The following is a 24,161-nucleotide window of genomic DNA, read 5'->3' as shown; positions in this document are numbered from 1 at the left end:
GCAGACACGCCTTCGCATCCTCGCGGCATGTTTCGCCCGAGTTTTGCCTGGTCACTCCACCCTCGAAGCCAAGAGGGCGCAGGGAAGGCCGGGTGCTGACCTCGCACCCGCGGTCCGCTGCGCGAAAGGTAACGCAAGGAAACCGCACAGCAGCATACAGGTGGTGCCAATCACTCGGCCTTCCCTGCGCAGTGGTTGGACGGCTTATGCCGTGCTCTCCCGGGAGCCGAGTTCCTTCTGGCCTCCCTCACGCTTGCAAAAGTCACCAGCACCGCGCCGGTTGACGCGACTGCCGCATTCGCAAAGCACTTGACCGTAGCAACGACGGCCAGGACCACACGTCTATATTTTGGTATTCGGTGAAACACGCCGAAACTAAGAAAAGCCTATAAAACAAGCGCTTTTCGACTACCCTGATGCGGGCCGTTTCAGCGGGCTTCACCAAAATAAGGGCCCGGCCCTAAGCCTTTCAGCGTCCGCACGACAAACTGAAAGCCCCAAGGCCGAGCCCTTTGGTCCCAAGCCTTAGGAGCCGAAACCACATGGATAGTAACATCACCCCCTCCCCCGCCGGCAAGCGGGGCCGCAATAGCAGCGCCATTCTGACCGACCGCATGTGCGAGAAACGCGTTGCCAAACGGACTAAGCTCTACGACCGTAAGTGCCCTGGCCTGTACGTCAGCATCACCACGGCCGGGGTGGCGACCTTCTCGTTCAAGTTCACCGACCGGGAGACCGGCAAGCAACGCACCGGGTGGCTTGGCGTCTACAATGCCGAGACCTTCACGGTCGAGGATGCCCGCAGCAAGGTCTACGGCCTCAAGGCCATGGGCGGCGAGGCGCTCGCCGAGACCTTCCGCGACCAGAAGACCGCGACGGCCAAGCGCGGCAAGACCGTCGCCGAGATCATCGACGAGCGAATCACCTGGATGAAGACGCCGGTCAAGAAGCCGGACGGCGAGATGCGGCCCCGGCTGGAGGCGTGGGAGAACACGGCAAGCCACCTCAACCGCCTCATCCGCCCCCGCCTCGGCAAGAAGCTCGCTATGGAGGTCACCAAGCACGACATCGCGACGCTGTCGAACGATATCGTCGCGGGCAAGTTCGGCAAGCCCTCGGTGAGCAACGCACGGCACATGCGTAAGGCGGCCTCGGGCCTGTTCAACTGGGCAGCGGAGGCGGGCCGCGACTATGTGACGGCTAGCCCCTGCGTCAACCTGCCCAAGCTGGACCCCGAGCATCCACGCACAAGGGTCCTGTCCGAGGATGAAATCAGGACGTTCTGGCACGGCTTGGACCGCAACGACCTCCCCTATGACCGTCGGACGCGGCTCGCTCTCAAGTTCGAGCTGGTCACCATGCTGCGGTCACGCGAATTGCTTGGCGCGCGCCGGGACGAGCTTTTCGACCTCGCGGGCGACTACCCTCGCTTCGACGTGCCCCTCAAGCGGGTCAAGAAGCGCCGGGTGATCCAGCAGCCCCTCTCCGGTCTCGCGGTCGAGATCATCAAGGAAGCCTTGCGGGGATCGAACAAGCAATACGTCTTCGCCTCCCCTCTCGGCGATAAGCCGCTGCATCGGAAGGCGATGGCGGACGCGCTGCGCGGCGACAAGCGCAAGGGCAAGATGAGGACGCCCGGCATCTGCGCACTGCTCGGCCTCAAGCCGTTCACGCCGCACGACCTGCGTCGGACGGCGGCGACCTTGGCCGGCGACCTCGGCTTCGATGATGCGTGGATCGCGAAATGTCTCGACCACGCCGCGAGCAAGAAGGCCGAGGTCGTCGTGCCGACCGTCACCGGCAAGGTCTACAACCATTCCAAGCGGATGAAGGAGAAGCGCGCGGTGCTGGAGGGCGTCGCGGCGGAACTGCGGCGGATCATCGGCACCCAGCAGCTTGCGACGCAAGCGGAGACCGGATTACGGCTTCCTCGCCTGATCGCCTAGCAGGCCATGTGGGAGCCCGATCCAACGCTTTAATCGGGCTTCGCCCCCGACTACTCTCGTCGGCGGCCGCTCATACTCGAGAAAGATTTCTTCAGTGGAGCGAGCCGCGGCGGCCAGTAACAAATTCCTTTGGCGGATGATCCTCTGACTGATCATCTAATTGAGCGCTTAACCGCTCCAATCGTTGCTCTAGCTGCTCATTGACAAGCATCAATGCCATAAGCGCGCCACGCACGTCACCGTCACAATCGGCGACGATCTCGTCGATCACTAATTCGTACTGATCAAGAAGAGAGCGGGTGTGTGAGCGTGACATGCGAACAACATACAAGCAGAAATTGCTGCTGGAGGATTAATTGCGCAGCATCATCCCCGCTGTTCACAGGGGGGCGGGCTTGCGTCGGATCGCGTCTAGATTTGAAGTTCGGCGGCAGATTTACCGCGCTGCACATCAATTGCCGTGCAGACGTCCGAGACATTAAGCTAGTCGGTCGGGGGTAAAGATGTTTGAAATCTATTTCAATCATAAACGTGATTTTCTGGTCTTAAGCAAAGGCTCTCCGATCCCGGCATTTGGTTCATCGAGCAAATGGCGGAAGAGCAAAAGAAGAGTTTCTAGGGTCAGCGACGAGATTAGGTTGGCCGTTCAGAGACAAGGCTATTACGTTCGGAGGTTGCGGGATACCAAGGCGCGGATGAGCTAAGTCTGAACACAAACGGCGCCATCAATACTTTCTCACCGCGCTGTCGAGGCTTGCGATATCTGGATGCGCGCGCCTTGGGACGAGGCGAAGGCGCTGCAGCGGCCGTTGCCGGATCACGGTTTAATTGTGATGTGGGAGGCCGCACGTGAGCCAGTCACGTTGAGGTTGGCAGGCTCACCCGCCTGTCCGATTGTTGCCTCAGCCCTCCATCAATCCCCAAAGTACGATCAAGTAATAGACCACAACCGCGACGACAACGTTGATCGCAACTATTAGCAAAACATCGTTAGGTAAGATCGGTTTTCGTCCAGCCATCGCGGCGATCCTAGCCGGGCTGAGACACCCTGACCGCTCACAAATGATGGCCGATGCACGTTCCTCCGCTACTGTTGCGTTAACGCCGCAGATGGTTCCATCCTATGAATATAAGCCTGATCGCGGCGATCATCTGCTGTAGCTTGCCAAGCGGCTACGGCAAAGTAGGCAGTGAGCGCCAGAGCAATCGCGACAAAGACAGAATTGAACTGGGTCATCGATCAGCCTCTCCTTCTCCACAGAGAAGCACCTTCGATTTGAGTGCGCACTATTGAAAGCTGCAAATATAGAAGTTTGCGCGCGCAATCCACAAAGAAGAGATTAACGATCGTATGGTCGTCGGCCCGCCTAGAGGAACACCTCAATACTGAGGTCGCAAAAGCAACTCCGGCCGTGTAACGCGGCTCACTGCGGCCAATCCTTGTAAAGAGTGATGCCGATCATGACCAGCGAGCCGATTGCGACCACCACCGGGCAGATAAACGGCAACCCTTCCAGCACGCCAACAACGACCGCCCGGACGCGAAGAGTTCTCTTCATATGCGCAAAGCGCCGGCCTGCCGCACCCATCGGATATCTCCGGTTCGCCCCCAGCAGCAGCGGCCTCACTCTCCAGCGCGAAGCGATGTTCGGCTATTGCCTATTCGGATGTATCCCTAGATCAAGGTGAAGGAACCCTTGCAAGTCTCGCGTCCGCATTGCTCTCAGAGGGCGACGTTGAAGCCGACATTGCTGCACGCCGGCTTTGGGCCACTTGCGGACTCACGCACTGCAACGAAAATCATCCTTCGTCGATCACCTCATTGGTCCCAGCGAGTGCTTACTTTCTCGCGCGGCATAGCGATGAGTGCTCAACAGCGCGTCGTTAATCACGTCCGTCCCGTAACTTAAGGTCCTCCGTAAATTCACAGTGGGCGGCCCGGTACGGGCTGGCGGCCGTCACAGGCTGATGAGCAACCAACCGTGATCAAAGGGCTGCTCTATAGAGTTGGTACGACCCCGCCATCAATTCGTAAGTCCGCTCCGGTGATGTAACTGGCAATCGAACTGCACAAGAAGACGACGGCGTGCGCGACCTCCTCAACGCGACCAATTCTGCCAAGGGGAACCTGTGAAACTTTCAAAAAAACCCGCTCAATCTCTTCCCATGAAGCGCCGCTGGCAACCCAGCCGTTCGTAGTTGCCATCTGACGAAGTACTTTTTCCAGCTTCGGCGTGAGAATCATGCCGGGGGAAACCGTATTGACCGTCACTCCCGATGCCCCGAGCGCTTTGGTCAAGGACTGGCTGAGATTGTTGATCGCGGCCTTGCTTGCTGCGTAGTCCGGGCCCGTAGGCTGAGGCATCACACCAGCCACGCTCGAGACATTGACAATTCTGCCCCAGCCAGACTGCCGCATCGGCGGCAGAAGATGATTGATCATTCTAACAGCAACCAGAACGTTCCGATCGTAAGACTCGGCCCAAGCGCGTATTTGCGTCTCCTCCCAGAACAGCCTATCGCCTGGTCCACCTGCGTTGTTAACGAGGATATCGATACCGCCTAGCTGCTTGATCGCGCTGTTAGCGACGTTACGCGCTTCGTCTTCGACCGTGAGGTCTCCGAGAACAACGGCAGTTCTGCCGCCATGAGCCTCGATTTCCGCCGCAACGGCGAATGTACGTTCCGGTTGGCGTCCGTGGATCGCAACAGCAACACCCTCTGCAGCAAGGGCTCGCGCGATCGCCTCTCCCAAGCCGATGCTGCTACCCGTGACTAACGCACGCTTTCCTCGCAATCGCAAATCCATAGCGGAAGATCATCTCCATGTTGTCCGTTGTCCAAGGATGGCGGCGATCACGCCCTCGTCCGGCTTCGCACATGCTTTCCCTCTCCAATAGATGGACTGCTTATCTGCCGGATTCCCGCTGCCGATAGGTACCGCCTAAATTGGGCCGGCTGCGCTACCGCACGATTTCAGTCTCGGAAAACGTGGCTGCGTTTGTAGCCGGCCGAACAAGCTCTTGGTGAAAATGAAACGAAGCGCGGCTTTCCGCTGAGGTACGAAATGGGGCATTCGCGTCTATTTTGGCATTTCCGCAGCATACCCGTCTGGGTAATCTCGGAACTGCGGATTGTCCCCCGGCTTGGCCAGTAGCAGCGCCTCGTTGCCGAGTGCGACCTGCCCGCACGGTGATTCCGCTGGACTCCATCGCCGCAAGTCGCGTCGAGATTGAGCCGATGCGGCTCGCCGCGCAGCGCTGGTTCAGCCGGTGATCTGCGCGCCGTTCAATCCGGACCCTCTGGCCCCGGTAGCGGTTGCTTCTTCTGATCTTTCTTGGTGTCAGCAATCGACTTAAGCTGTTCAAGGACGTCTGGTTCGCGCTTCCCGAGCGACGGACCATTCCTCAAATAACAATTCTGTCAGTTCAATGAGAAGCTGCGCCTCATTTCAACGGCGCCCAGCAGCGTTGCTCTAAAGGCATACTTCCGAAAGAGCCCATAATTGAGCGGTGTTTTCGTCCTCATATTGGGCCGTTGGTGCTCACAAGGGTCATAATAGTTTCCACACGGTTTTGCCGCACGCACGGCTCGCCTGTTCGCCGCCTAATGTTCCGGCCTTGTCGACGTTGCAGGAATATTGCCGGCGGGACGACCTGATCGTGCCGCTCATCTGGCAGCAAGCCTCGGGCTAACAGAGAATACATGCCCTGCCTGCACTCTCCCCCCCAACACTGCCCGCGTTCACCGCAAGCCCCGCTCGCGAGATGACGACACGAGATCGACGCTCAAGGATAAGCCGGGGTGGGTGACTGGTGCGACGAGCCATGCATAACAGATAGTCGCCGTGTTCATTTCCGCCAGAGTGAAATGCAGACGGCATATGTGAGCGCCTATCTCTCCACGCAACTCGCGCCCGGCCCGGGCGACGCGGCAAACAGAACTCGCGTTAGCGCCTTCTCAATTATCGTCATTCGATATTAGGCAGCCCAGTTTTCCTGAGAAGGGCAAGTAGGCCTCTCCTCTTTGAATGACCGCTTCCAGTAACTTTGAGGGCTACAACGTGCACACTTCAATGTGACCTCGGACTAACTCGGTGCAGGCGGGCTTACCGTCTCGTTTCATTTTTCTCTCATGACCGCGTCATGACTTTCGGCATCACGTCATATACCGAGAGCCCGGGCCCAGCCGTGTCACCGCGCTACGTTACCACGGCCGACGCCTGCAGATCAGTTGAAGAAAGGGACCTCCGATGCACATTCAGATCGTTACCTTCAATCTCGAGAATGCAACCCAACAGGACTATCTCGCCCTGAGTCACGAATTGGCGCTAACATTCGCTGAAATTCCGGGTCTGCAGACCAAGTACTGGCTCGCCGATCCGGCCGCTAATACCTATGGCGGCGTCTATATCTGGACCAATCGTGCCGCGATGGACGCTTACAGGGCCGGAGAAGTGGCAGCCTTCGTGGCCGCGCATCCAAACTTGACAAACATCACGAGCAAGGACTTCGGCATCCTCGAAGCGCCCACGCGACTGACCCGCGGGCTTCCGGCGATCCAGGCGTCATAAGCATTTCCAGAAAGGGCACGCCGCCCTTTCCGCAGAAGCGTGGCAAACCCAGCAAATCGAGCCGTTCAGGTTCAGTGAAGCTGAACGGCTCCCATATCCTCCGAGGGCAGGTTGACGCTCGAATATCATCAGCAAAGCAACTTGAGTCTCTCGACGACTCTCAGATCGAAGCAAGATGTCCGAGTTTATACGTCACTTGAAAAACCTGGTCCGGTGTGACGACGAAGCCGCCTCGATAGATCGCCCGGCAGCACGACCGACTGCCGGAGGGCCTGATGTTCAACCTATCTGTTCTCAGAGCCTTTCGTTTCCTGTTGCAGCGCCTCCGGCAAATTTCGGCTTCGTGATCCTTCAAGATCTGAAACCTTGATCGGATCGGAGCAACATTCTTCAAGATCGAATGCTTTGATGAGATCAGATCAATCACTAGCGAGAGTAAATGACAGATGAGAGATGGTGCTTCTTATGTCTCTGGCACCATTGGAGGCGCTCGTAGCATGACCGGAACTTTGCGCAAGACGGGTCACATTATTGTGGTCGATGATGACGAGGAGCTTCGACACATGATGACCAGTTACTTCGAGGAACGAGATATCCCGGTGAGCGCCGCTTCCAACCGAGCTGAACTTAATCGTCACTTCGCAAGAGCGCACCCCAGTTTGGTCATTCTTGACCTGCGGCTTGGCGACGACGACGGCCTCGATCTCCTGCGGGAACTTCGCTCCCATTCGGATGTGCCAGTCATCATCATGACCGGTCATCGCCTCGATGAGAGCGATTGCGTCGTCGGTCTTGAACTCGGTGCGGACGATTACGTTGTCAAACCCTTCAGCCTGAGAGAATTACTTGCGCGGGTCCGAGCCATTTTGCGGCGACAAGAAATAGGCCGCGTCGCAAGAGTCCGCCATCCGGAACGCGGTGGATACAGATTCGACGGCTGGCGACTTGAACGTCGCGACCGACGGCTCTTAGATCCCGAGGGATTACCGGTCGCGTTGAGCAAGGGTGAATATGCCTTGCTTTTGGCCTTTCTCGAGGCACCACAACGTTCTCTCACGCGCGATCATCTGCTTCAAGCAACGCGACTCCACGAAGACATCTTTGATCGTAGCATCGACGTCCAGGTCTTGCGGCTGCGGCGCAAACTGGAGCGCGATCCGCGAACGTCGCGCGCGATCAAGACCGTGCGTGGCGTCGGCTACGAATTCACCCTCCCGGCAGAACCATATTGAAGGTCTGAGCGACCGCGGTGCCGGACTTTCTCGGTGAATACCGTTCTCGCGCGGCCACAGATCGCTGGCATCGGCGGATTGTCCGCAGCGGGTGCATTGCGCCATGCTTTAATCGGGGCGCCGTGGACCATGTCCGTTACCCGGGATTTGACCTCCTGCAGCCCCCGGGCACGGCACATCGTGCAGCGGATCGAAGAAGCTAACGCGACCGCCTACCGGCTCGCCAAGACCGCTAATCGTTCGAGCCGGGGGCAGCGCAAGTGCGCTGCCATCTCCTGATGCATGTCGGTAGGAGAGAAATGCCACGTGACGCGCATTGAGATCTTTTGATGAACCGATGCTTTTTCGAAACTGGGGAAGTCATCCCTATGCAGCTAATCTTGCCGTCGTCTGAATCGATAGCCAAAGCCGCTGACAGACTCGATGTAGGATGAGCGCGCCCCCAGCTTTTTGCGCAACAGCCGAACGACCGCATCCACAACATTGCTGCTGCCGTCGTAGTCTGCTCCCCAGATTTTATCGAGCAGCGTGTCGCGGGTAATCGCTGTTCCGGGACGCTCGATCAGCAATTGCATCACCGCGAACTCCCGCCGCGTCAGCGGTACGCGCTCCCCACCAAACACCAGCTCGCGTGCATCGACATCAAGGAGCTGATCGTCTTCAATGCCGAGCTCGGTCGCCACCAGACCTGCGAGCCAGCCGTCCACCGATTGCTGCCCAAAATCGAGCATCGCGGTGTGATACACCTTACCGTCAAGGGTGGCGCCGGCGTCCTCAAGCACACGAAATCCAAGCCCGGCAGCAATCGGCCCATATGTCACGATGTCGACCACCGGGATATAGATGCGACGCAGATGCGGCCGCATCTCCATGTACGAACGTTTCATGTCGAGCCACACGGCACCCTGCTCCGATGACGGCGCCTCACCATTGGCGGCACCCAGCCAACGAAGGCAGAACAGGACGCGCTCGCCTGGCGCAACGGGAATGCGCCGAAGGTGCGCGAGCCATGATCCGACGACCGGATCAGCCTCCGCGCTCGCAACGTCGCAAACGAAGCTCGACGGCTCGAATAGCACATAGAAGCCGGTGAGCGTGCCCTGCTGATCGCGCACGACACGAAAGGCCCGTGGCGCACGTCGCCACCATCCGAGCAGCCAGGCCGCGGCCTCATCGCCTTCATGACGAGCCACGATCGTTTCGATGGCAGGTCCGTCAGCCGGACTGGCCGTCTCCACCGCGAGAAGGTGCGTATTGGGCGGGAAGAACGCGTCACGCGTCACCGGGTTTTCGATGATGTAGAGCATGTCGGCGGTGTACCGCCACACCTCCGATGCCCCGGCGTTGCGAAATTCCGCGCGCAACCGCCGCCAGGCGGCACGACGGTGCTCTCGGTACGTGGTGGGATCCGCCGCTTTCAGGGCGGCGGCAATCGTCTGCTGCATGGTGTCGTGTATGTGCAGCCCCTCGCGGGTCATCGCCACAAAAGGAAGAGCACGCAGCCGCTCATACGCATCCTGTGGCGGAGCGTCTGGCAGCATTGCGCTCAGCAAGGACAGCGTCGTGCGCCGCACGACCGATGCTGCATTGAGCACCCGCCGGGTGAACGAGTCGCCGATCTCCGCAACATAGAGCTGCGTCAACTCCTCCACGACGCGCGGTAACACCGCCGATTCAAGGTCGACCATACGGCGTTTGCCGCAGACTGCGGCGGCGGCCAGCTTCAGAGCCAGCGGATGGCCTCGCGTTAACCGCAAGATATGCCGCGCATCGGCGGAGGACACCTGAGACCGCTCGAGCAGATCGAGGGCGTCGCCATCATTTAACGTGTCGAGTTCAAGCATGACGGTAAGGTCGTGCCAGCCCGGCGCCGTCGACCAGCCGGCCACTATTGGATCGCGCCCGCAGAGTACGATCCGCACATTGTCGCTTAAAGACGGGACGAACACCTGTCGTAGCCAGGAGTCCATCAAACGAAAACGCTCGTAGGTGTCGAGCATGAGAATGACACGCCGACCGAGCAGCTCGAGGGCATGCGCGGCGTTGTCAGGGTTCCGTAAATCAGTTCCGACCGCAGCGCCCAGTTCGCTCAGGAACCCTCGCTCAGTCGGCTCAAGCACTCGGCAATCGAGGTGGACAACCACTGCGCCGAGCTGTTGCGCGCGTGCCGCGAAGGCCGTGAGCAATGTTGATTTGCCGATGCCTCCAATCCCGTACACGCCCGCGATCACGGGACCGTCGTCGACCAAGAGACGCTCCAGGAGCTTCAGTTCGTACTCTCGGCCGAGACAATCGGCCGGGACGCGTGTCGCAACGATGTCGCCGATTCGGCTTGCCATTCCGGTTACAACTTAACTCTCATGCCAGAGCGCCCATCCAAGTTATCTTTGCCGATGAACTACCGGATAGAACTGCGGCGTGATCTTATCTCGAGCGACGCACTCACTTTCACCGTGAACTCGCTGACTGTTTTTCTCGGCGAGTTCCGTTATCAGTCCCTAGTTGAGTAAGGGAGACGCCATGAACCCGCCGCATCCAGCGTGTTAGGTGACTCTGATCGGCGAAACCAGTACAGAGTGCGACTTGAGCCAATGCATATTGACCACTGCGTATAAGCTCAATCGCACGGCGAAGTCGCAGATGGACAATGTAGCGGTGCGGCGCGATGCCCACGGTTCGGGTGAACATGCGAGTGAAGTAGAACGGACTGCGTCCCGCTATCTGTGCGAGGGTGGCGACCTCGATAGCCTCGTCGAGATGAGACATCACGTACTCGCGGATGCGCCCAAGCACGTCTTTGCCCAGCACGCCGCGGATCGCGTTTTTCAATGGCGAACTGTGACGGGCTACCAAACTGTCGAGGAAGCCGCTCGCAACCTCATCCCAGAACAGCGGTCCACTCGAGTACTCCCCCGCGCTCTCGAGTGCTAAGGTGCGCGCAAGATCGAATAGCGCATGGTCATATCCCAACAAGAAATCGCTCAGTTGCGCTCCGGGGGCTGATGCCTCGGCTGCTACCAGCGCGAGCTGGCCGGGGTCGATCGCGACGAGAATGAGGTCGGCATTTCCCACCGCGTCACCGCTGCTGTCGCTTCCTGCAGGGGTGATGGCCAGCGTTCCGGTTCGTGGTACGTGGTCCACAGCTTGACCAGCCATCCGGCATTCATAACGCACCTGCGGCGATGTCGGGAACCAAATCAGGTGCTTTGTGGGGGTCGCGCTGAAGGACAAACCGCCTTGGCACCCTACCCTGAAAACGGCGACGCCGCTCTCGCCCGGAGGCGTGCCGGCGGCAACTGTTCTTGGCAAGCCGCCATCTTGCCGGGTCATCTGCAGACCTTCGGGACCTGTCATATTTCCAATCCGTTGTGAGTTTGCGGACCGCGATTTAACTCATGCGAGCGACGAATCTTGAAGATTCCTGCTGTGGCCGGTGTGGTCGGCTTTTCCAATGAGTTCGCACGCCGGGTCTATCTCAGGGGCTGCTTTCTTGCACTAAGATCACCCGCGCTTCACGCAAAGTTTAGGATCCGCGGCGATCTCGCAAGCGTTCCCTATACTTCCTGAGGTTGCCCATCGAGATGCACATCGGCTGGTATAGACAACCAGTCGGGCTTTGTTTTTTCCCATACCGACATCGAAGGACTTGGGAAATTTGCGTCGCCAAACATCCCTGCGGCAATTGCCACCCACTCAGGTTTGAGGTCAGGAAGCAACCAGTAAACAGTGGAGCCGCACGCGGGGCAGAAGTAGAGCTCGACATCTCTGCCACCGTGTCCTTTGCGCAGGTAGCGCTTTGCCGAACCGGACGTCACTACATTGTTGCGCTTCCAATAGCCGCTGACGGAGACAATCGATCCGGTGCGACGCTGGCATTCTCCGCAGCAACAGGCAGCAACCAGTTCTGGCGCTCCAGTTGTCTGCACATTCAGCGCCCCACAGCAGCAGTGAGCAGTTCTATTGGAAGACATTCTTGAAGCTCTCATCCATTCGCATTAGAAGCTGGATAGTGGGCTGACATTTCAAACAGGCTACAATTTGCGGGAATACGGTGTCATATGTCGTAACAACGCCAACACTTGCCGGCGGGGTCAAAGCCGATCACTGAGCGATCGACCATGCCCCGGCACCGAAGAAGAAGCGCCTGCGACATCCGAAATAAAAGAGGCGCCCACTGAGGCGGCCTTACTTCTTTCCGATTGGCCTTCATAGCGGTCAATTTGACCGCCGAAAAAGGGATGCCAGAATCCCATAACCGATCCTGCCAGTGTGGCGCAGTCTTCAGCCGAACCGAGTCGATCGCGCCCTGTCGTCACATCGCCAGCTTCGAGTGCTCGATTTGCAGCCACGACGATCGCCTGGAACACAACTCGGGTACCGACAAATCGTTCGATCGCGGGCCGTTCGGGATGCCGGAGCAAGGCGGGAACATGATCTTGTCGGCTACCTCCCAGACACGCGGGCGACCCTCATCTTACGGGCTTTCTCGAAAACGTCATACATGTGCACATGGCTCCACCTTCCGACCGCCACCGGCGGCCGTCGTTCTCGTTTCCGAGTTCGATTAATCTGTCTGCGGCTCTCCTTTAGTCACCGTTACCGGCTTGGTCCTTTGTGTCCGCTTGTGTGTCGGGTATCGGTAAGGTCCCAGGCACAACACGAGAATGCTTGCCACGATGAGGCAGACGCCAAACCCGATCATCGCCGGCGCGTATGAATGAAGCCTCACGAAGGTGAAGCCGAGAATGGACGGTCCCAGTGCCGCGCCGGCTGCGAAAATCGCAAATAGGCAGCCGTAGATCAGACCGAAGCGGTTCAGCCCGAAATAGCGCGAAGTCATATAGCCCATCATGTCGACTTCGGTTCCGGACGCCAGCCCAAGTGAGATGATGCCGATCACGGGAACGATCGCATTTCCGAGCAGGTACATGCCGACACACGGCAGCACGAAGAGGAACGCGGCAGCATAGGGTGCAAAGATGTAGTCCACGAGGAACCCGGCCAAGATTCGACCCACCATCGTCGACAAGCCGACGGCGGCCAGTAATGCTGCAGCGGCCGCCGGTGAATAACCATGATCGGTCAGTAGTGGAACGGTATGCACAACCATGCCGTTCACGACCGTCGATACCAGCAGGATAGCCGCGCCCAACATCCAGAACTTGGCGCTTGTCAACGCCTCGTTGATGTCCAAGCCCGGAAGGATTTCGACCGGTGCGAGGCTGTCCAAATCGACAAGATGCGCACTTCCGGTGACGCCTTCGGTCGGTTCGCGGATAAGAAAGACAACGCTTGGCAGCGCGATCAACAGCAGCAGGGCAGCCAATCCGACGTAAGCGTAGCGCCAGCCGAATTCACTAATCAGATACTGTGTGTATTCGGGAACTAGCGCGCCGCCAAGGCCTATGCCCGCCACCGCAATACCGAGCGCAAGGCCGCGCTTGTCGTCAAACCAGCCCGAAATGCACTTGACGTAACCCAGAGGCCCCTGTCCCGCGCCGAACAGTCCGGTTGCAGCCATCAGAACGGTAAACACCGCAATTGAGGACTGAGTTAGCGCGAGTGCGCCGACGCTTGCAGCGAAAAGCAAGATAACGGGAATAAGGACGCGCTTCACGCCCCACCGGTCCATCATGATCCCTGTGACGGGTGTGGCGAGCCCAGAGAACACGGCGCCCACGCCGCTTGCGGCAGATAGCTGCGCCCGATCCCATCCAAACTCGACCCCCAGCGGCTTTATGAAGAGGCCAAACGTGAAAAGCGTTATGGGCGCCTGTGCAACCAGCATCGCCATCGTGGCGCCGAATACGATCCACCAAGGATTGGAAAACAGCCTCCGATCAGCCGCGGGCACAGGCAAGCTCCACCATTTTTGAGAACTCATGTTTTTGCTTTTTTTTGTGAGCGACGAACGCCGGACTAACGCCTCCGAGCCACCGTCAGTCTGGCATCACGCCCGGGCAGGTATTTTCGCTACCTCGATTTCGCCAGTTTGCGCCATGTGCAGATCGCGAACCGAAGACATCGTGGTGGAACCTTCGCGAACTTTCGAGGTCGCTACGTTCAGTTCGACATATCCCTGTTTCTTGTAACGGATCATTATCGTTCTGCGTATGGACTCTCTGCCGGAGACACCGGCACTCAGAACTAAAGAATAAAGCTAAGCTTCCCGTGTGGCCGTAGTGTTTCCATGTCCAGAATCGCACGCCGCTCCTTGAGCAGTAGACCCGACGGTCCCCGCACCAGAATGTGGACATAGCGGCCGACATATGTGACGGTCTCGTCGAGCTGAAAGCGCCAGACTGCGAAATTGGCTGTGACCGTCGTTTCAAAACCATTCGTCTCAAGAATGCGCGTGTTAGTCACAAGACGCCTTGTGCGGGACCGCGGGTTTTCCGCCCACACGGAACGCCCTTGCAACTGGTTGACCCGGGACTTCAGGCTCCTAATATCGTCCGCAATCAGGAAAAGCGCCTCACGATGGTCCGACGCCGGCTGGTCCGGCGATGGTATCAGATAGCGTGCATCCGGGGTCATTAGATCGAGCCAGTCGTTGAGCTTCCACTCGTCAAGAAGTGCGGCTTCCTTGACGAGAAATCGTTCGACTTCCTCGACCGCAACCGGCCTTGTTGCCAATACCGGCGAGAGGTCAGGTTTTGCTTCTCCTTGCATGGTGATGTTCCTATACTGCGGCCTGAAGGCCTTCCGCACGATCGGAACAATCGGTCAGTCCGCGTTTCCCTCGCATCAGCGCATGCCACCTTCGCCAAAACGCCCGCATCTGCAGTTCGTCGGTCGACGATGGCACTTCACGTCCCATGCCTCGAGAAATATCGGACCACTGCAATTCTTGGTTGGTCGCAAAGCCGCTCTGACAACCCTCCAAGGCTGCAACGTCGTCAGGTGTGGCAAAGCCGGCCGGCCCGAGAAACGACAGGAAATTTTCGTACCGTTTCTGGCGTAGTTCTTGCGACTCGCCCTTTGGCAGGAGCCCCCACGCGTCGACTTCCATATAGCCTGGCGAGATCGGATAGAACGTGCGAACCGTGCGCCATAACGAGACCAGAATAAGATTTGGGAAGATGAAGAGGTTGCGGTTGTAGTCCGCGATCTGGTGGGCGCGTTCCTTACCAAATTTCACGTCCAGTTCCCACCGGATTTCGGCGAGTTCTTCCTTGGCAAACACGGACAAAGGCGTCGGCCTCACTGGACCTTCGACCATCGAATGCCCGCCGCCACCCAGAGCCGCGCCGCGGGTCTGATTTGTCATCGCCGTCGGCGCAACCCAGCCCTCATTGCCCACTCCGATATCTGGCAGGTATTGACGAAAATAGCGATTGTGCGTCGACATCGCGTGGTAGACGTCGATGCTGTTTTCGACAAGCAGCTTCCAATTGGCCTTCATGCTGTAGGCTTGCGCACCCGGCACGATCTCGACCTCGTCACCGCCAAAATCGATCATGTAGTCAAGCTTTTCGCGTGTCTCCTCACCGAGATAAGTTTTGAGATCGGCAACCTGCGCGTCGAAGCAAACAAACATCATCCCGCGATAGCTTTCAAATCGAGGGACCTCTTTCAACCCCAGTTCCTTCTTATCGAAGGCCGGCGTATAGGACTCCTGACCGGGAACCCCGATCAACTCGCCCTGCGCGTTGAACGTCCAGGCGTGATAGAAGCAAGAAAATACCCGCGCCGAGCCTGATTTCTCTCGACACACCACGTTGCCGCGGTGCGTGCAGCTATTGAGAAATGCCTTCGGTTCGCCGATTTCAGATCGAACAATCAGAAGCCGCCGGCCTGCGACTTTGCGCGTGACGTAATCGCCGGGACTGCTGATTTCCGATTCATGACCGGCGTAAAGCCAACACCTATCGAAGATTTCCCGACGCTCGTAGTCCAGCACCGCGACGTCGGTGAAGGCGCGACGGTTGACGCGAAAAACTCCCCGCACTCGATCATCGATGATCAAATTGTCCAGTTCTTGATGTTCCATCGCTTGCTCCTTGTTGTGATGGCCGACCAGTAGGACTTCGATCGATGCGTGGAACGTCACCTTGTTGACGTGCCTGTTCTTGGCGACTCCAGCGGAGCAACCCGACGGAGAAGCTCGGCTGCAGATCAACCAAATTAGATTGAGGCTGGTTACACTTGGGTGGCAGTCTTGATACACGTGGTTACATCTGTAGCCGCGCATGGCAGGCGTCGACTTCCAGCGGTGAACGGCGATGATTGGTTCAGGTCGTCTCCAGACGCGGCACAACGCGATGCTCAAGTGTAAGCCCTCGACGCTTACACTCTCCACATGCTGAGAAATTGCGGGGTACGTGCCAAGTCAGAAGCCGATACAGACCGGCCTCAAGTAAAGCCCGCGCGTCGGTCAATGCGTTCCCGATGTATTCCGAGCACAACTTCGCGTCTTTAACACGAGCACAGCAAGAATGTTCAATCATCACCCTCCTCTAGTGCCTAACTAGCAGAGACCTGCAGAGACTCATCGACTAATAGGGAAGCGGGGAAGAAGAAAACGATGATGTTCGGAAGATCTTTATCGGCTGCGAAACGCGCGCACATGAACGTTATTCGGCAACTCAACAGCTTTGCCAACACCTTGTGCCGCGGCTGACACGTCCGTCGGCCGGTGCTAACCCACCAGACCGGGCGGCTCGGGCCGAGGTCCGCAGCCTCCAGGACGACTAAAGGAGATAGAGAGTTATGCGCAATTCAGCGGAAATTGATCAGGCCCTACGTCGCACCAGCGATGCTGGCGAGATTCCCGGGGTGGTAGCCACGGTCGGCACAAGCCGCGAGGTAATCTATCACGCTGCGTTCGGCAGGCGGGACTTGTCTAAGGACCAGCCGATGACGACCGACAGCGTGTTCTGGATCGCATCGATGACCAAGGCGATCACCGCGGCGGCGGCGATGCAACTTGTCGAACAGGAGAAGCTGTCACTCCATGAGCCGATCGGAAAGTTGTTGCCCGATCTTGCCAATCCACAGGTACTGGAGGGTTTTGGCGCCGACGGCGAACCAAAGCTGCGACCGGCCAGGACAGCGATCACACTACTGCAGCTGATGACCCACACCGCCGGCTTCTGTTATGACATGTGGAACGATAGCATGGCTACCTATCTCGAGAAGACCGGAACGCCGAGTATCACGACCTGCAAGCGCGCCGCCCTCAGGGTGCCGATCGTTGGCGATCCGGGCACTCGCTGGGAATACGGCACCAACATCGATTTTCTCGGCAAGGCGGTCGAGACCGCGAGCGGGCAAAGGTTGGACGCCTACCTACGTGACAACATGTTCGCGCCGCTCGAAATGAACGACACGGCGTTCAAGATTCGCGATTCGATGCGGACCCGCCTCGTGGGTATGCACGTCCGCGGCCCGGATGAATCATTGCGGCCGTTCCCCTTCGAGCTGGAGCAGGAGCCGGAATTCCACATGGGCGGCGGTGGACTATATGGGACCGCATCCGATTACCTCGCATTCGCCCGGATGATTTTGAACAAAGGGCGCAGCAACGGCCATCAGGTGCTCAAACCCGAAACGGTGGCGCTGATGAGCCAGAACCACATCGGCGACCTCAACATGACCAAGATGAAGACAGCTGCTCCGCCCTATAGCAACGACGTCGATTTCTATCCGGACATGCCGAAGAAATGGGGCCTCAGCTATATGATCAATACGGCGAAGACGCCGGAGGGGCGCAGCGCCGGAAGCCTGGCCTGGGCCGGGCTCGCCAACTCCTATTACTGGATCGATCCAGTGCGCGATATCGCCGGTGTGATCATGATGCAGGTCTTGCCGTTCGCCGACCGCAAGTGCCTCGATGTCTTCGCCGCCTTCGAGCGCGGCGTGTACTGCCATTGCAAGCCATCAGTGGATGAAAACGACGTCATAAACTTATGACGATCGGGAACGAACTTAAAACAGATAGAACGATGTTCGTTTGGATAGACGACCGCAATTCGCAAATTGCGTGCCTTGAGCAGTTTCCGCAAACGTATCGAAAACTAGGTGCGTTAGACAGTGGAAACGGTGGTAGCCGATCTCAGCAATAAGTCGGAGCTTGGCCTCGTTGGGGCCAAGTTGTGCACTGACGACGCCGGAGTTTACGCCTTCGGCGCACTCTTGCAGACGGATCCCGACAAGCCGGTAGGCGTACTGTTTCCCTGCTCGACGGGGCATGTTTGAGCCATAGAATTGTGGGCCGAAGCAGCGTATCAATAATGCGAGATCAACGGGGATGGCCACTCCTAGGTCGATTGGCGATGCTCCCAACTCCAAATGGAATTTGATCTTGGAGCGCGACTGTATCAGTCAGGATCGCTCAGTTTGGGAGCGCGTGCAGAAATACTTCGACCACCGCAGCGGAATTGTCAGAAGCCAAAGATTCGAGGGCATCCTCCGTATTTTCGCCGATATCGCCGCCCGCTAGATCAGACAAACCGCGGAAGGCTATAAAGGGGATGTGATTGGAATAGGCGACATGAGCGACAGCGGCGCTTTCATTGTCAACCGAGTTGGCCTTGAAGGTATCGTATATCCAGGTACGGAAATCGGCATTGTCAACGAAGGCCGGACCGGAGACGCCGGCGCCGCCGATGACGACACGAGGAGTGTGGCCGAGGCAGACATCTTTCTTGATGCAGGCTCTCAGTTCGATCTTCGCTGCCACCGAACGTGCCGCCTCCAGCATGGAGGGGTCGACATCAAACCAGAAACGCTTCTCCGGCTTGCTCTGACCTGGATGAGCAATCCCGACCGCATAGGGAAAGATCATGCCGTAGTTCGGCTTTGTCTTCCCGAGCCAGTCCGGCACCGACCAACCGGTCCCCGTTTTTCGCGCAAAGACAGATTCAAGATATTCGAACCAACGATCGGCAACGACGACATCCCCCGCTGAAAGGCTGGGATTGATGCCGCCGGCAATGCCCGAGAAGACAATGCGCGTGATCTTGAAATGATCGATGGCGCCCTGCGTCGTCATAGCAGCGTTGACCATCGAAACACCGCTGAGGAAGAGAACGACTTCTCTATTCTCGAGCTTGCCGATAATGTAAGTGGTATCCGCTATGATCTCCGTGCGAACCTCACTCATTGCGCTTTTAAGCGCGAGCCATTCTGGGCTGTATGCGCAAATGACGGCAATCCGCGGCGTGCGGTCAGTCTGTTTGGCGGAGGCTGCATAATCCATTAGCTGGCTGAGGAAAACAGCAACGATTGCCGCAAAACGCATGGCGCGTCTCCTATTCGGAGCGGTCAATCGATCTGATTTCAGCAATGGGGTGTTGTAATCTGTCGCGCGCCTGCTCTTCAAATTGACCTGCTGGTGGCAAGATGTCGACGCGCGCACGTTGTGCTCGAGCGGCGAGGCTTCGGCGTGAACCATAAGAGAGCGTTCCGGCTCTATCGAGAGGTAAGGCTTGTCGTGCGCCGTCGGGAGGGGCGAGCGAGTGGCCAAAGACCGTTGGAATGCCTTGTTGTTCGATCTCAGGCAGATCTTTTTCATGGAGCGCTCCGGGCAGACCCGAGACAGCTTGGAGCCCATCCATTACATCGGCGTCACTCCTCTCGGATAATGCGTTACGGTCGCAATAATCTTACAACCGACCGTTTGGGCCGTATCAATGCACTCTTCGACTGCACCAGTTCCGGGCGACGCTTGCCTCTAGCGCGCTCCGCGCAATTGCGGGAATTTTACATTTTAGATGCCGCTCTACGCGCTCATGATAAATTCTGATTGCTATGCGCTACCGATTACACCAGTGGGCTCACTACCGTTGCAATTGTTGTGTGATGGGCCTTTTCGGGCGAACGCAGGTACTGGTGGCTGGGCGCAAACCAAACTCGATGAACGCGTCGTGGTGAGAATCTTCCGGAGCGCGATCAATGCCGCGCACGGGTTTGGAGAGGTCACTTGCACGCCCCGCCGCACACATGGGCCAGCGGCATGTAATAGCTCCCCACTTCGACTTGGCTACACCCGTAGCGCGCATTCCCAAGCCGGTAGTCAAAGCGTAGCGCACTCCATCCAATTTATTCGCCCAAACCGCACGTACCGAATGACGGCAGTATGGACAATCCGAAAAAAAAGAAACCATGGAGAGCCCCGGTGATCGGCACACTAGCGGACGATCCTTCCAAAGAATTTGTCGTGCCTAGTCTCGCTGGCGAATCGAGGACAAAGCTGAAGTTCGGCGCTTTCCATCCACCGCACCATCCCGTCGGCGAGCATCCAACTCTACAGTTGCGCCGCGATTTAGATTTCGTCGTTCACCTGGATCGGCTTGGCTTTGACGAATTCTGGTGCGGAGAGCACCACTCCTCAGGATGGGGGACGATCGGCTCACCTGAGCTGTTTCTTGCGTCAGCGGGGGAGCGAACACAGCGCATTCGGCTGGGCACTGGTGTGGTATCGCTGCCTTATCATCATCCGTTCAACGTTGCTGAGCGTATTGTGCAACTCGATCACTTAACGAACGGCCGAGTCATCTTTGGAACGGGCCCCGGCGCGTCGCCGGCGGATGCGCGGACGTTTGGCATCGACCCGATCCTCCTTCGCAACCGACAGGATGATGCGCTCGGCGTAATCATTCGTCTGCTGCGTGGGGAACGGTTCAGTTATCGCAACGACTGGTTTATCCTGAATGATGCCCAACTGCAGCTTCTACCGCTACAGGAGTCGTTACCGATGGCGGCAGCCTCATCGATCAGCCCTTCAGGCATGCGGCTTGCCGGAAAATATGGAATGGGCGTGCTGTCGATCGCTTCGACCACGACCGAAGGCCTGCAGGCTCTGCCGCTCCAATGGTCGTTTGCCGAAAAGGCCGCGGCGAAGCATGGCCACACGGTCGACCGACGAAATTGGCGCGTACTTGTGGCCTTCCATCTGGCCGAGACGAAGGAACAGGCTGAACGGGAGGCGATCGACGGCCTTTGGTGGTGGCACAACGAGCTTAGAGTCCGTGTACTGGGATTGCCCGGCGCGACACGCATAGAAGATCCGAGACAACTTCTTGCCCAGGTCACCGGCGAGCGCGGTTCTGGTCTGGGTTCGACGGTGATAGGTACCCCAGATGCGATGATAAAGATGGTGCGCAGCCTCCAGAAGATAACCGGCGGTTTCGGCGTACTGCTTGGCTTCGTTCACGATTGGGCCAATCGCGAGGCTACGATGCGTTCGTGGGAATTGTTCGCACGCTATGTGGTGCCCGAATTGAACGGTCACACCCGAAATCTCAAGGCGTCGGCGGAGTATATGGCGCAGCATCGTTCGGAGCTTGTGAATGGCCTCGTTCAATCGGTGACGGCTGCCGTGGGAGAGGACGGCGTCGCGAAGGCGGCTCTCGCCATCACTCTGGGAAAATTGGGTGGTTCACAATGAAACCTAGTCGTCGTGGAGCGTCCAATATCGATGAAACGATCGGACAAGGCATCAAAAGCTGATGCCGGACGGCACGATTCAGATCAGGACGAGAATGTCGTTCTTCTTGCAATTATACCGGGGCGATGACCGGACCGAACTACGGCATGAGTTCTGGTTTGTGAAGCGCGACGTTTGTAATGCGGAAGGCTGCGGGCCGTGCAGGTGTCATCGATTGCGACGGCGACGTAAGTGCGAGGGAGCAAAGGCGGGGATCTTACGTTTCCTGCAGGATTGACCGCAGGCGCCGCGCCAAGTCAGCGAGGTGGAAAGGTTTCTCGATGATCGGAAACTCGGCTACCGCTTGATGTCGTTCCAAAACATCCCCCGCGTAGCCCGAGGTGAGCAGGATCTTGATGCCCTTGTTCAGCCGTCTCGCTTCGCCGGCAAGCTCAACGCCATTCATTCCGTTTGGCATTACGACATCGCTGAACAAGAGTTCAAATTCTTGACCACTCTCGAGCATCAGGATGGCCTCCGCACCATTCCGGGCGCAAACAATCCGATAGCCTAATTCGGTTAGTCTTGCCGATGTGACCTCCAGGATATCCTCATTGTCCTCGACCACAAGGATTCGCTCCGAACCTCCCGGGATGGCCTGCGTTTGGACGGTTTCCACCTCGGCATCAGGCATTTGTGTGGCCCTAGGTAGGTACAGTGCGACCGTGGTCCCCGCGCCAGGCGCGCTTTCGATAGCAATATGCCCGCCGGATTGTCGGACAAAGCCATAGACCATGCTGAGGCCGAGTCCGGTGCCCTTGCCGACCTCCTTGGTCGTGAAGAAGGGCTCAAAAACCCGATCGCGCACTTCGGATGGCATCCCGCAGCCCGAGTCCGTGACGGACACCCGTACATACGATCCGGGCAAACACCCGGCCACGGCTCCCTCGTCCAGATTGACGTTCCGGGTCTCGATTTTGAGTATGCCACCGTTTGGCATGGCATCGCGCCCATTCAGGGCGAGGTTAAGGAGAGCGGTCTCCAGCAGTGGCGGATCGATTTGGCACAGCCACAGTGGCTCATCGCTCCGCAGGATGACCTCGCATGCGCCTCCGACCGCTTGGCTGAGCAGCCCTTGGAATTCGGAAATCAGCTCGTTTGCGTTCACCAGTTTTGGGTTCAGCCTCTGTCGCCGGGAAAAGGCGAGAAGCTGCCCCGTCAACTTTGCTCCCCGAGCGACTGCACGCCGTGCAGCCGCGGCGAAATGCCGGGCCTTACCAATGTCTGCTGCATCCTCGATGAGTTCGAGGTTTCCGGAGACCACCATCAGCAGGTTGTTGAAGTCGTGCGCGACACCGCCAGTGAGCTGGCCGACCGACTCCATCTTCTGGCTCTGGTGGAGCTCCTCCTGCATCAGGCGGCGCGCCTCCAAGGCATGCTTGTGATCAGTGATGTCTCGAAGGAAGATTGCGAGACCTTGGCTTGAGGGGAACGCGTTGATCGCATACCAGATCTGGGTGCGTGGACAGAGCATTTCGACGAAGGCCGCGCGGTGCTCTGACGCCGCCTCCCGAATTTGTTTTACGACTTCCATGTCGGCAGCGACTGGGAAGGCTTCCGAAAGGGTCATGCCGATCAGGTCTCGGCCTTTGGCGACCTGTACCCAGGCCGGCCCGTTGAGATAGCTGATCCGCCAATCGCAATCGATGATGAGTACGCTGTCGGTCGTGCTCTCAAAGATTGTCGTGATCCGAGCCGCGGCTTCCTCGGCCTTTTCCTTCGCCTTGGACAATTCATGCTCGCGGTGCTCCAGTGCATCGGCCATGGAGTTGAACGCGTCGGCGACCCTGCCGATTTCGGATTTATCCAGGATGTTTACACGACGGGTATATTCGCCGAGCCGCCATTGGTTCGCGGCGTCGACCAGCTGGCCAAGCGGGCGATATATGAACCGTCGGGCACCTAACGATGTCAAAACCAACACCAGCGACGTGTTCAGGGCGATCAGGAGGATGTCGCGTTCCGTGTGATTTTTGATATCGGTGAAGGCCTGCGCCTTGTCGAGGCCAAAGCTGACAACAAGCCCCCCGGAATCAGCCTGCAGGGCCGAGTAACCTTCGATCCGCTCCACACCATCGACAGCGAGTATTTCGACCGCACCCCGCTCGTCCAGTTTCAAGTACTTCTCACCGGGCATCTTTGTGCCGACCAACTCGTCGTTATCGGGGTAGCGCGCGAGATAAGTACCGTTGCGGTCCGTGACGGCGAGCGCAGCTCCTTCCGGAACACCCTTTCGAGCGATGTGGTCAGCGAGCCAATCCAGGCCGAGGCCCGCTACGATGACGCCGCCCATCCGGTTATCGCTTCCATAAAACGGCAACACAAATTGAATGACCTTCCGGCCAGTTGACAGACCTGCTGAGAATTCTCCGACCGTGAAAACGCCGGTCCTCAAGACGTCCGCAAAATAGGCCCGGGCAGCGATCGTGAGCGGCCTATGGTCGCTGTTTGTATCGCAGAAGGACCGTCCATTCATGTCGGTGACAAGAAAAGTAACGAACGCCGGGAAACGCTGCCGCATTGCAGCTAGGTAAGCATTGCATGCTTGGCTGTCCCTCATCTTGATCGACGGGAGTTCTGACATTGCGATCAGGACTTGACGAATTCCCTGGACGATCTGCTGCTGTTCTGCCGCGGCGAGCTTAGCCAGGTTGAGCGCCTGATTCTGCACTTCGACTTGGCGCGCGCGGCGCAGGCCGAATTCATTGTACATTTGGATCGCGATCGTGGGCAGTAGCGCCACAGCCACCAGCACGAATAGGCGTGATAAGAGAGTCATTTTCCCAAGGCCCCAATCCCGTAACGTTCGCCCGTCGGGGGACGCCGAACTCGTCTCGATCGACGGAGAAGCGCTGTCGGCGATACGCCCGACAATCATCCTGACGGCGCGATAGGAACGTCGCGTAGGTGCTGATCTATCCCGTGCCAAACTTTACGCCATCAGACTCGGAATAAGTAGGCGCGGTGTGGCGACTCGG

At 58.1% G+C, this 24,161-nt stretch carries 18 protein-coding genes; 5 read left to right on the top strand and 13 right to left on the bottom strand.

What is annotated here, in order from left to right; all coding sequences use genetic code 11:
• The first annotated feature begins 542 nt into the window (after window positions 1-542).
• A complete protein-coding gene (locus AB7531_RS08090) occupies window positions 543-1,946 on the top strand; it encodes a tyrosine-type recombinase/integrase (protein WP_354102273.1) in 1,404 nt (467 codons plus the stop codon).
• Window positions 1,947-2,037: 91 nt separating this feature from the next.
• On the opposite strand, the gene AB7531_RS08085 is transcribed toward AB7531_RS08090, so the two are convergent.
• From AB7531_RS08085 to AB7531_RS08070, 4 genes are all read right to left on the bottom strand, one after another.
• Window positions 2,038-2,262 carry a hypothetical protein gene (locus AB7531_RS08085; RefSeq protein WP_049832042.1) on the bottom strand — a complete coding sequence of 75 codons (225 nt, stop codon included), beginning with the start codon at window positions 2,260-2,262 and terminating at the stop codon, window positions 2,038-2,040.
• Window positions 2,263-3,033: 771 nt separating this feature from the next.
• The gene (locus AB7531_RS08080; protein WP_187387940.1) at window positions 3,034-3,183 is read right to left on the bottom strand and encodes a hypothetical protein; all 150 of its coding nucleotides are present in this window, start codon (window positions 3,181-3,183) and stop codon (window positions 3,034-3,036) included.
• A gap of 187 nt (window positions 3,184-3,370) precedes the next feature.
• Entirely contained in the window at window positions 3,371-3,535 is a 165-nt protein-coding gene (locus tag AB7531_RS08075; protein ID WP_187387939.1) for a hypothetical protein, read from the bottom strand.
• 410 nt (window positions 3,536-3,945) lie between these two features.
• Window positions 3,946-4,755 carry an SDR family NAD(P)-dependent oxidoreductase gene (locus AB7531_RS08070; RefSeq protein ID WP_063981288.1) on the bottom strand — a complete coding sequence of 270 codons (810 nt, stop codon included), beginning with the start codon at window positions 4,753-4,755 and terminating at the stop codon, window positions 3,946-3,948.
• A gap of 1,443 nt (window positions 4,756-6,198) precedes the next feature.
• Here AB7531_RS08070 and AB7531_RS08065 point away from each other — a divergent pair.
• Together AB7531_RS08065 and AB7531_RS08060 are read left to right on the top strand one after the other, a co-directional pair.
• Window positions 6,199-6,519 (top strand): YdhR family protein, encoded by a 321-nt coding sequence (locus AB7531_RS08065; RefSeq protein WP_063981287.1) that lies wholly within the window; start codon window positions 6,199-6,201, stop codon window positions 6,517-6,519.
• Between the two features lie 497 nt (window positions 6,520-7,016).
• Window positions 7,017-7,751 (top strand): response regulator, encoded by a 735-nt coding sequence (locus AB7531_RS08060; RefSeq protein WP_063981286.1) that lies wholly within the window; start codon window positions 7,017-7,019, stop codon window positions 7,749-7,751.
• A gap of 374 nt (window positions 7,752-8,125) precedes the next feature.
• On the opposite strand, the gene AB7531_RS08055 is transcribed toward AB7531_RS08060, so the two are convergent.
• From AB7531_RS08055 to AB7531_RS08025, 7 genes are all read right to left on the bottom strand, one after another.
• A complete protein-coding gene (locus AB7531_RS08055) occupies window positions 8,126-10,000 on the bottom strand; it encodes a winged helix-turn-helix domain-containing protein (RefSeq protein ID WP_187387938.1) in 1,875 nt (624 codons plus the stop codon).
• A gap of 199 nt (window positions 10,001-10,199) precedes the next feature.
• On the bottom strand, window positions 10,200-11,105 hold the full coding sequence (locus AB7531_RS08050) for a helix-turn-helix domain-containing protein (protein ID WP_084794980.1): 906 nt from the start codon (window positions 11,103-11,105) through the stop codon (window positions 10,200-10,202).
• Window positions 11,106-11,305: 200 nt separating this feature from the next.
• On the bottom strand, window positions 11,306-11,722 hold the full coding sequence (locus AB7531_RS08045; protein WP_187387937.1) for a GFA family protein: 417 nt from the start codon (window positions 11,720-11,722) through the stop codon (window positions 11,306-11,308).
• Between the two features lie 593 nt (window positions 11,723-12,315).
• Complete coding sequence (locus AB7531_RS08040) at window positions 12,316-13,635, bottom strand: MFS transporter (protein WP_354102275.1); 1,320 nt, start codon at window positions 13,633-13,635, stop codon at window positions 12,316-12,318.
• Between the two features lie 66 nt (window positions 13,636-13,701).
• The gene (locus AB7531_RS08035) at window positions 13,702-13,851 is read right to left on the bottom strand and encodes a hypothetical protein (RefSeq protein ID WP_187387936.1); all 150 of its coding nucleotides are present in this window, start codon (window positions 13,849-13,851) and stop codon (window positions 13,702-13,704) included.
• 47 nt (window positions 13,852-13,898) lie between these two features.
• Window positions 13,899-14,423: an aromatic-ring-hydroxylating dioxygenase subunit beta gene (locus tag AB7531_RS08030; RefSeq protein ID WP_063986112.1), complete on the bottom strand. Its 525-nt coding sequence runs from the start codon at window positions 14,421-14,423 to the stop codon at window positions 13,899-13,901.
• 10 nt (window positions 14,424-14,433) lie between these two features.
• The gene (locus tag AB7531_RS08025) at window positions 14,434-15,744 is read right to left on the bottom strand and encodes an aromatic ring-hydroxylating oxygenase subunit alpha (protein ID WP_063986111.1); all 1,311 of its coding nucleotides are present in this window, start codon (window positions 15,742-15,744) and stop codon (window positions 14,434-14,436) included.
• A gap of 719 nt (window positions 15,745-16,463) precedes the next feature.
• On the opposite strand from AB7531_RS08025, the gene AB7531_RS08020 reads away from it, so the two are divergent.
• The gene (locus tag AB7531_RS08020) at window positions 16,464-17,666 is read left to right on the top strand and encodes a serine hydrolase domain-containing protein (RefSeq protein WP_063981282.1); all 1,203 of its coding nucleotides are present in this window, start codon (window positions 16,464-16,466) and stop codon (window positions 17,664-17,666) included.
• 421 nt (window positions 17,667-18,087) lie between these two features.
• On the opposite strand, the gene AB7531_RS08015 is transcribed toward AB7531_RS08020, so the two are convergent.
• Window positions 18,088-18,954 carry a 5'-methylthioadenosine/S-adenosylhomocysteine nucleosidase gene (locus tag AB7531_RS08015; protein WP_256376496.1) on the bottom strand — a complete coding sequence of 289 codons (867 nt, stop codon included), beginning with the start codon at window positions 18,952-18,954 and terminating at the stop codon, window positions 18,088-18,090.
• Between the two features lie 879 nt (window positions 18,955-19,833).
• Between AB7531_RS08015 and AB7531_RS08010 the strand changes: the two genes are divergently transcribed.
• Window positions 19,834-21,144 (top strand): LLM class flavin-dependent oxidoreductase, encoded by a 1,311-nt coding sequence (locus AB7531_RS08010; protein ID WP_354102277.1) that lies wholly within the window; start codon window positions 19,834-19,836, stop codon window positions 21,142-21,144.
• Between the two features lie 256 nt (window positions 21,145-21,400).
• Here AB7531_RS08010 and AB7531_RS08005 read toward each other — a convergent pair whose 3' ends face one another.
• Window positions 21,401-23,962 carry an ATP-binding protein gene (locus tag AB7531_RS08005; RefSeq protein WP_063981279.1) on the bottom strand — a complete coding sequence of 854 codons (2,562 nt, stop codon included), beginning with the start codon at window positions 23,960-23,962 and terminating at the stop codon, window positions 21,401-21,403.
• Between the last annotated feature and the right edge of the window lie 199 nt (window positions 23,963-24,161).

The organism is Bradyrhizobium sp. 63_E2_N1_3, assembly GCF_052076005.1.
Lineage (GTDB): Bacteria > Pseudomonadota > Alphaproteobacteria > Rhizobiales > Xanthobacteraceae > Bradyrhizobium > Bradyrhizobium barranii.
This window is presented reverse-complemented; position numbering and strand designations above follow the sequence as displayed.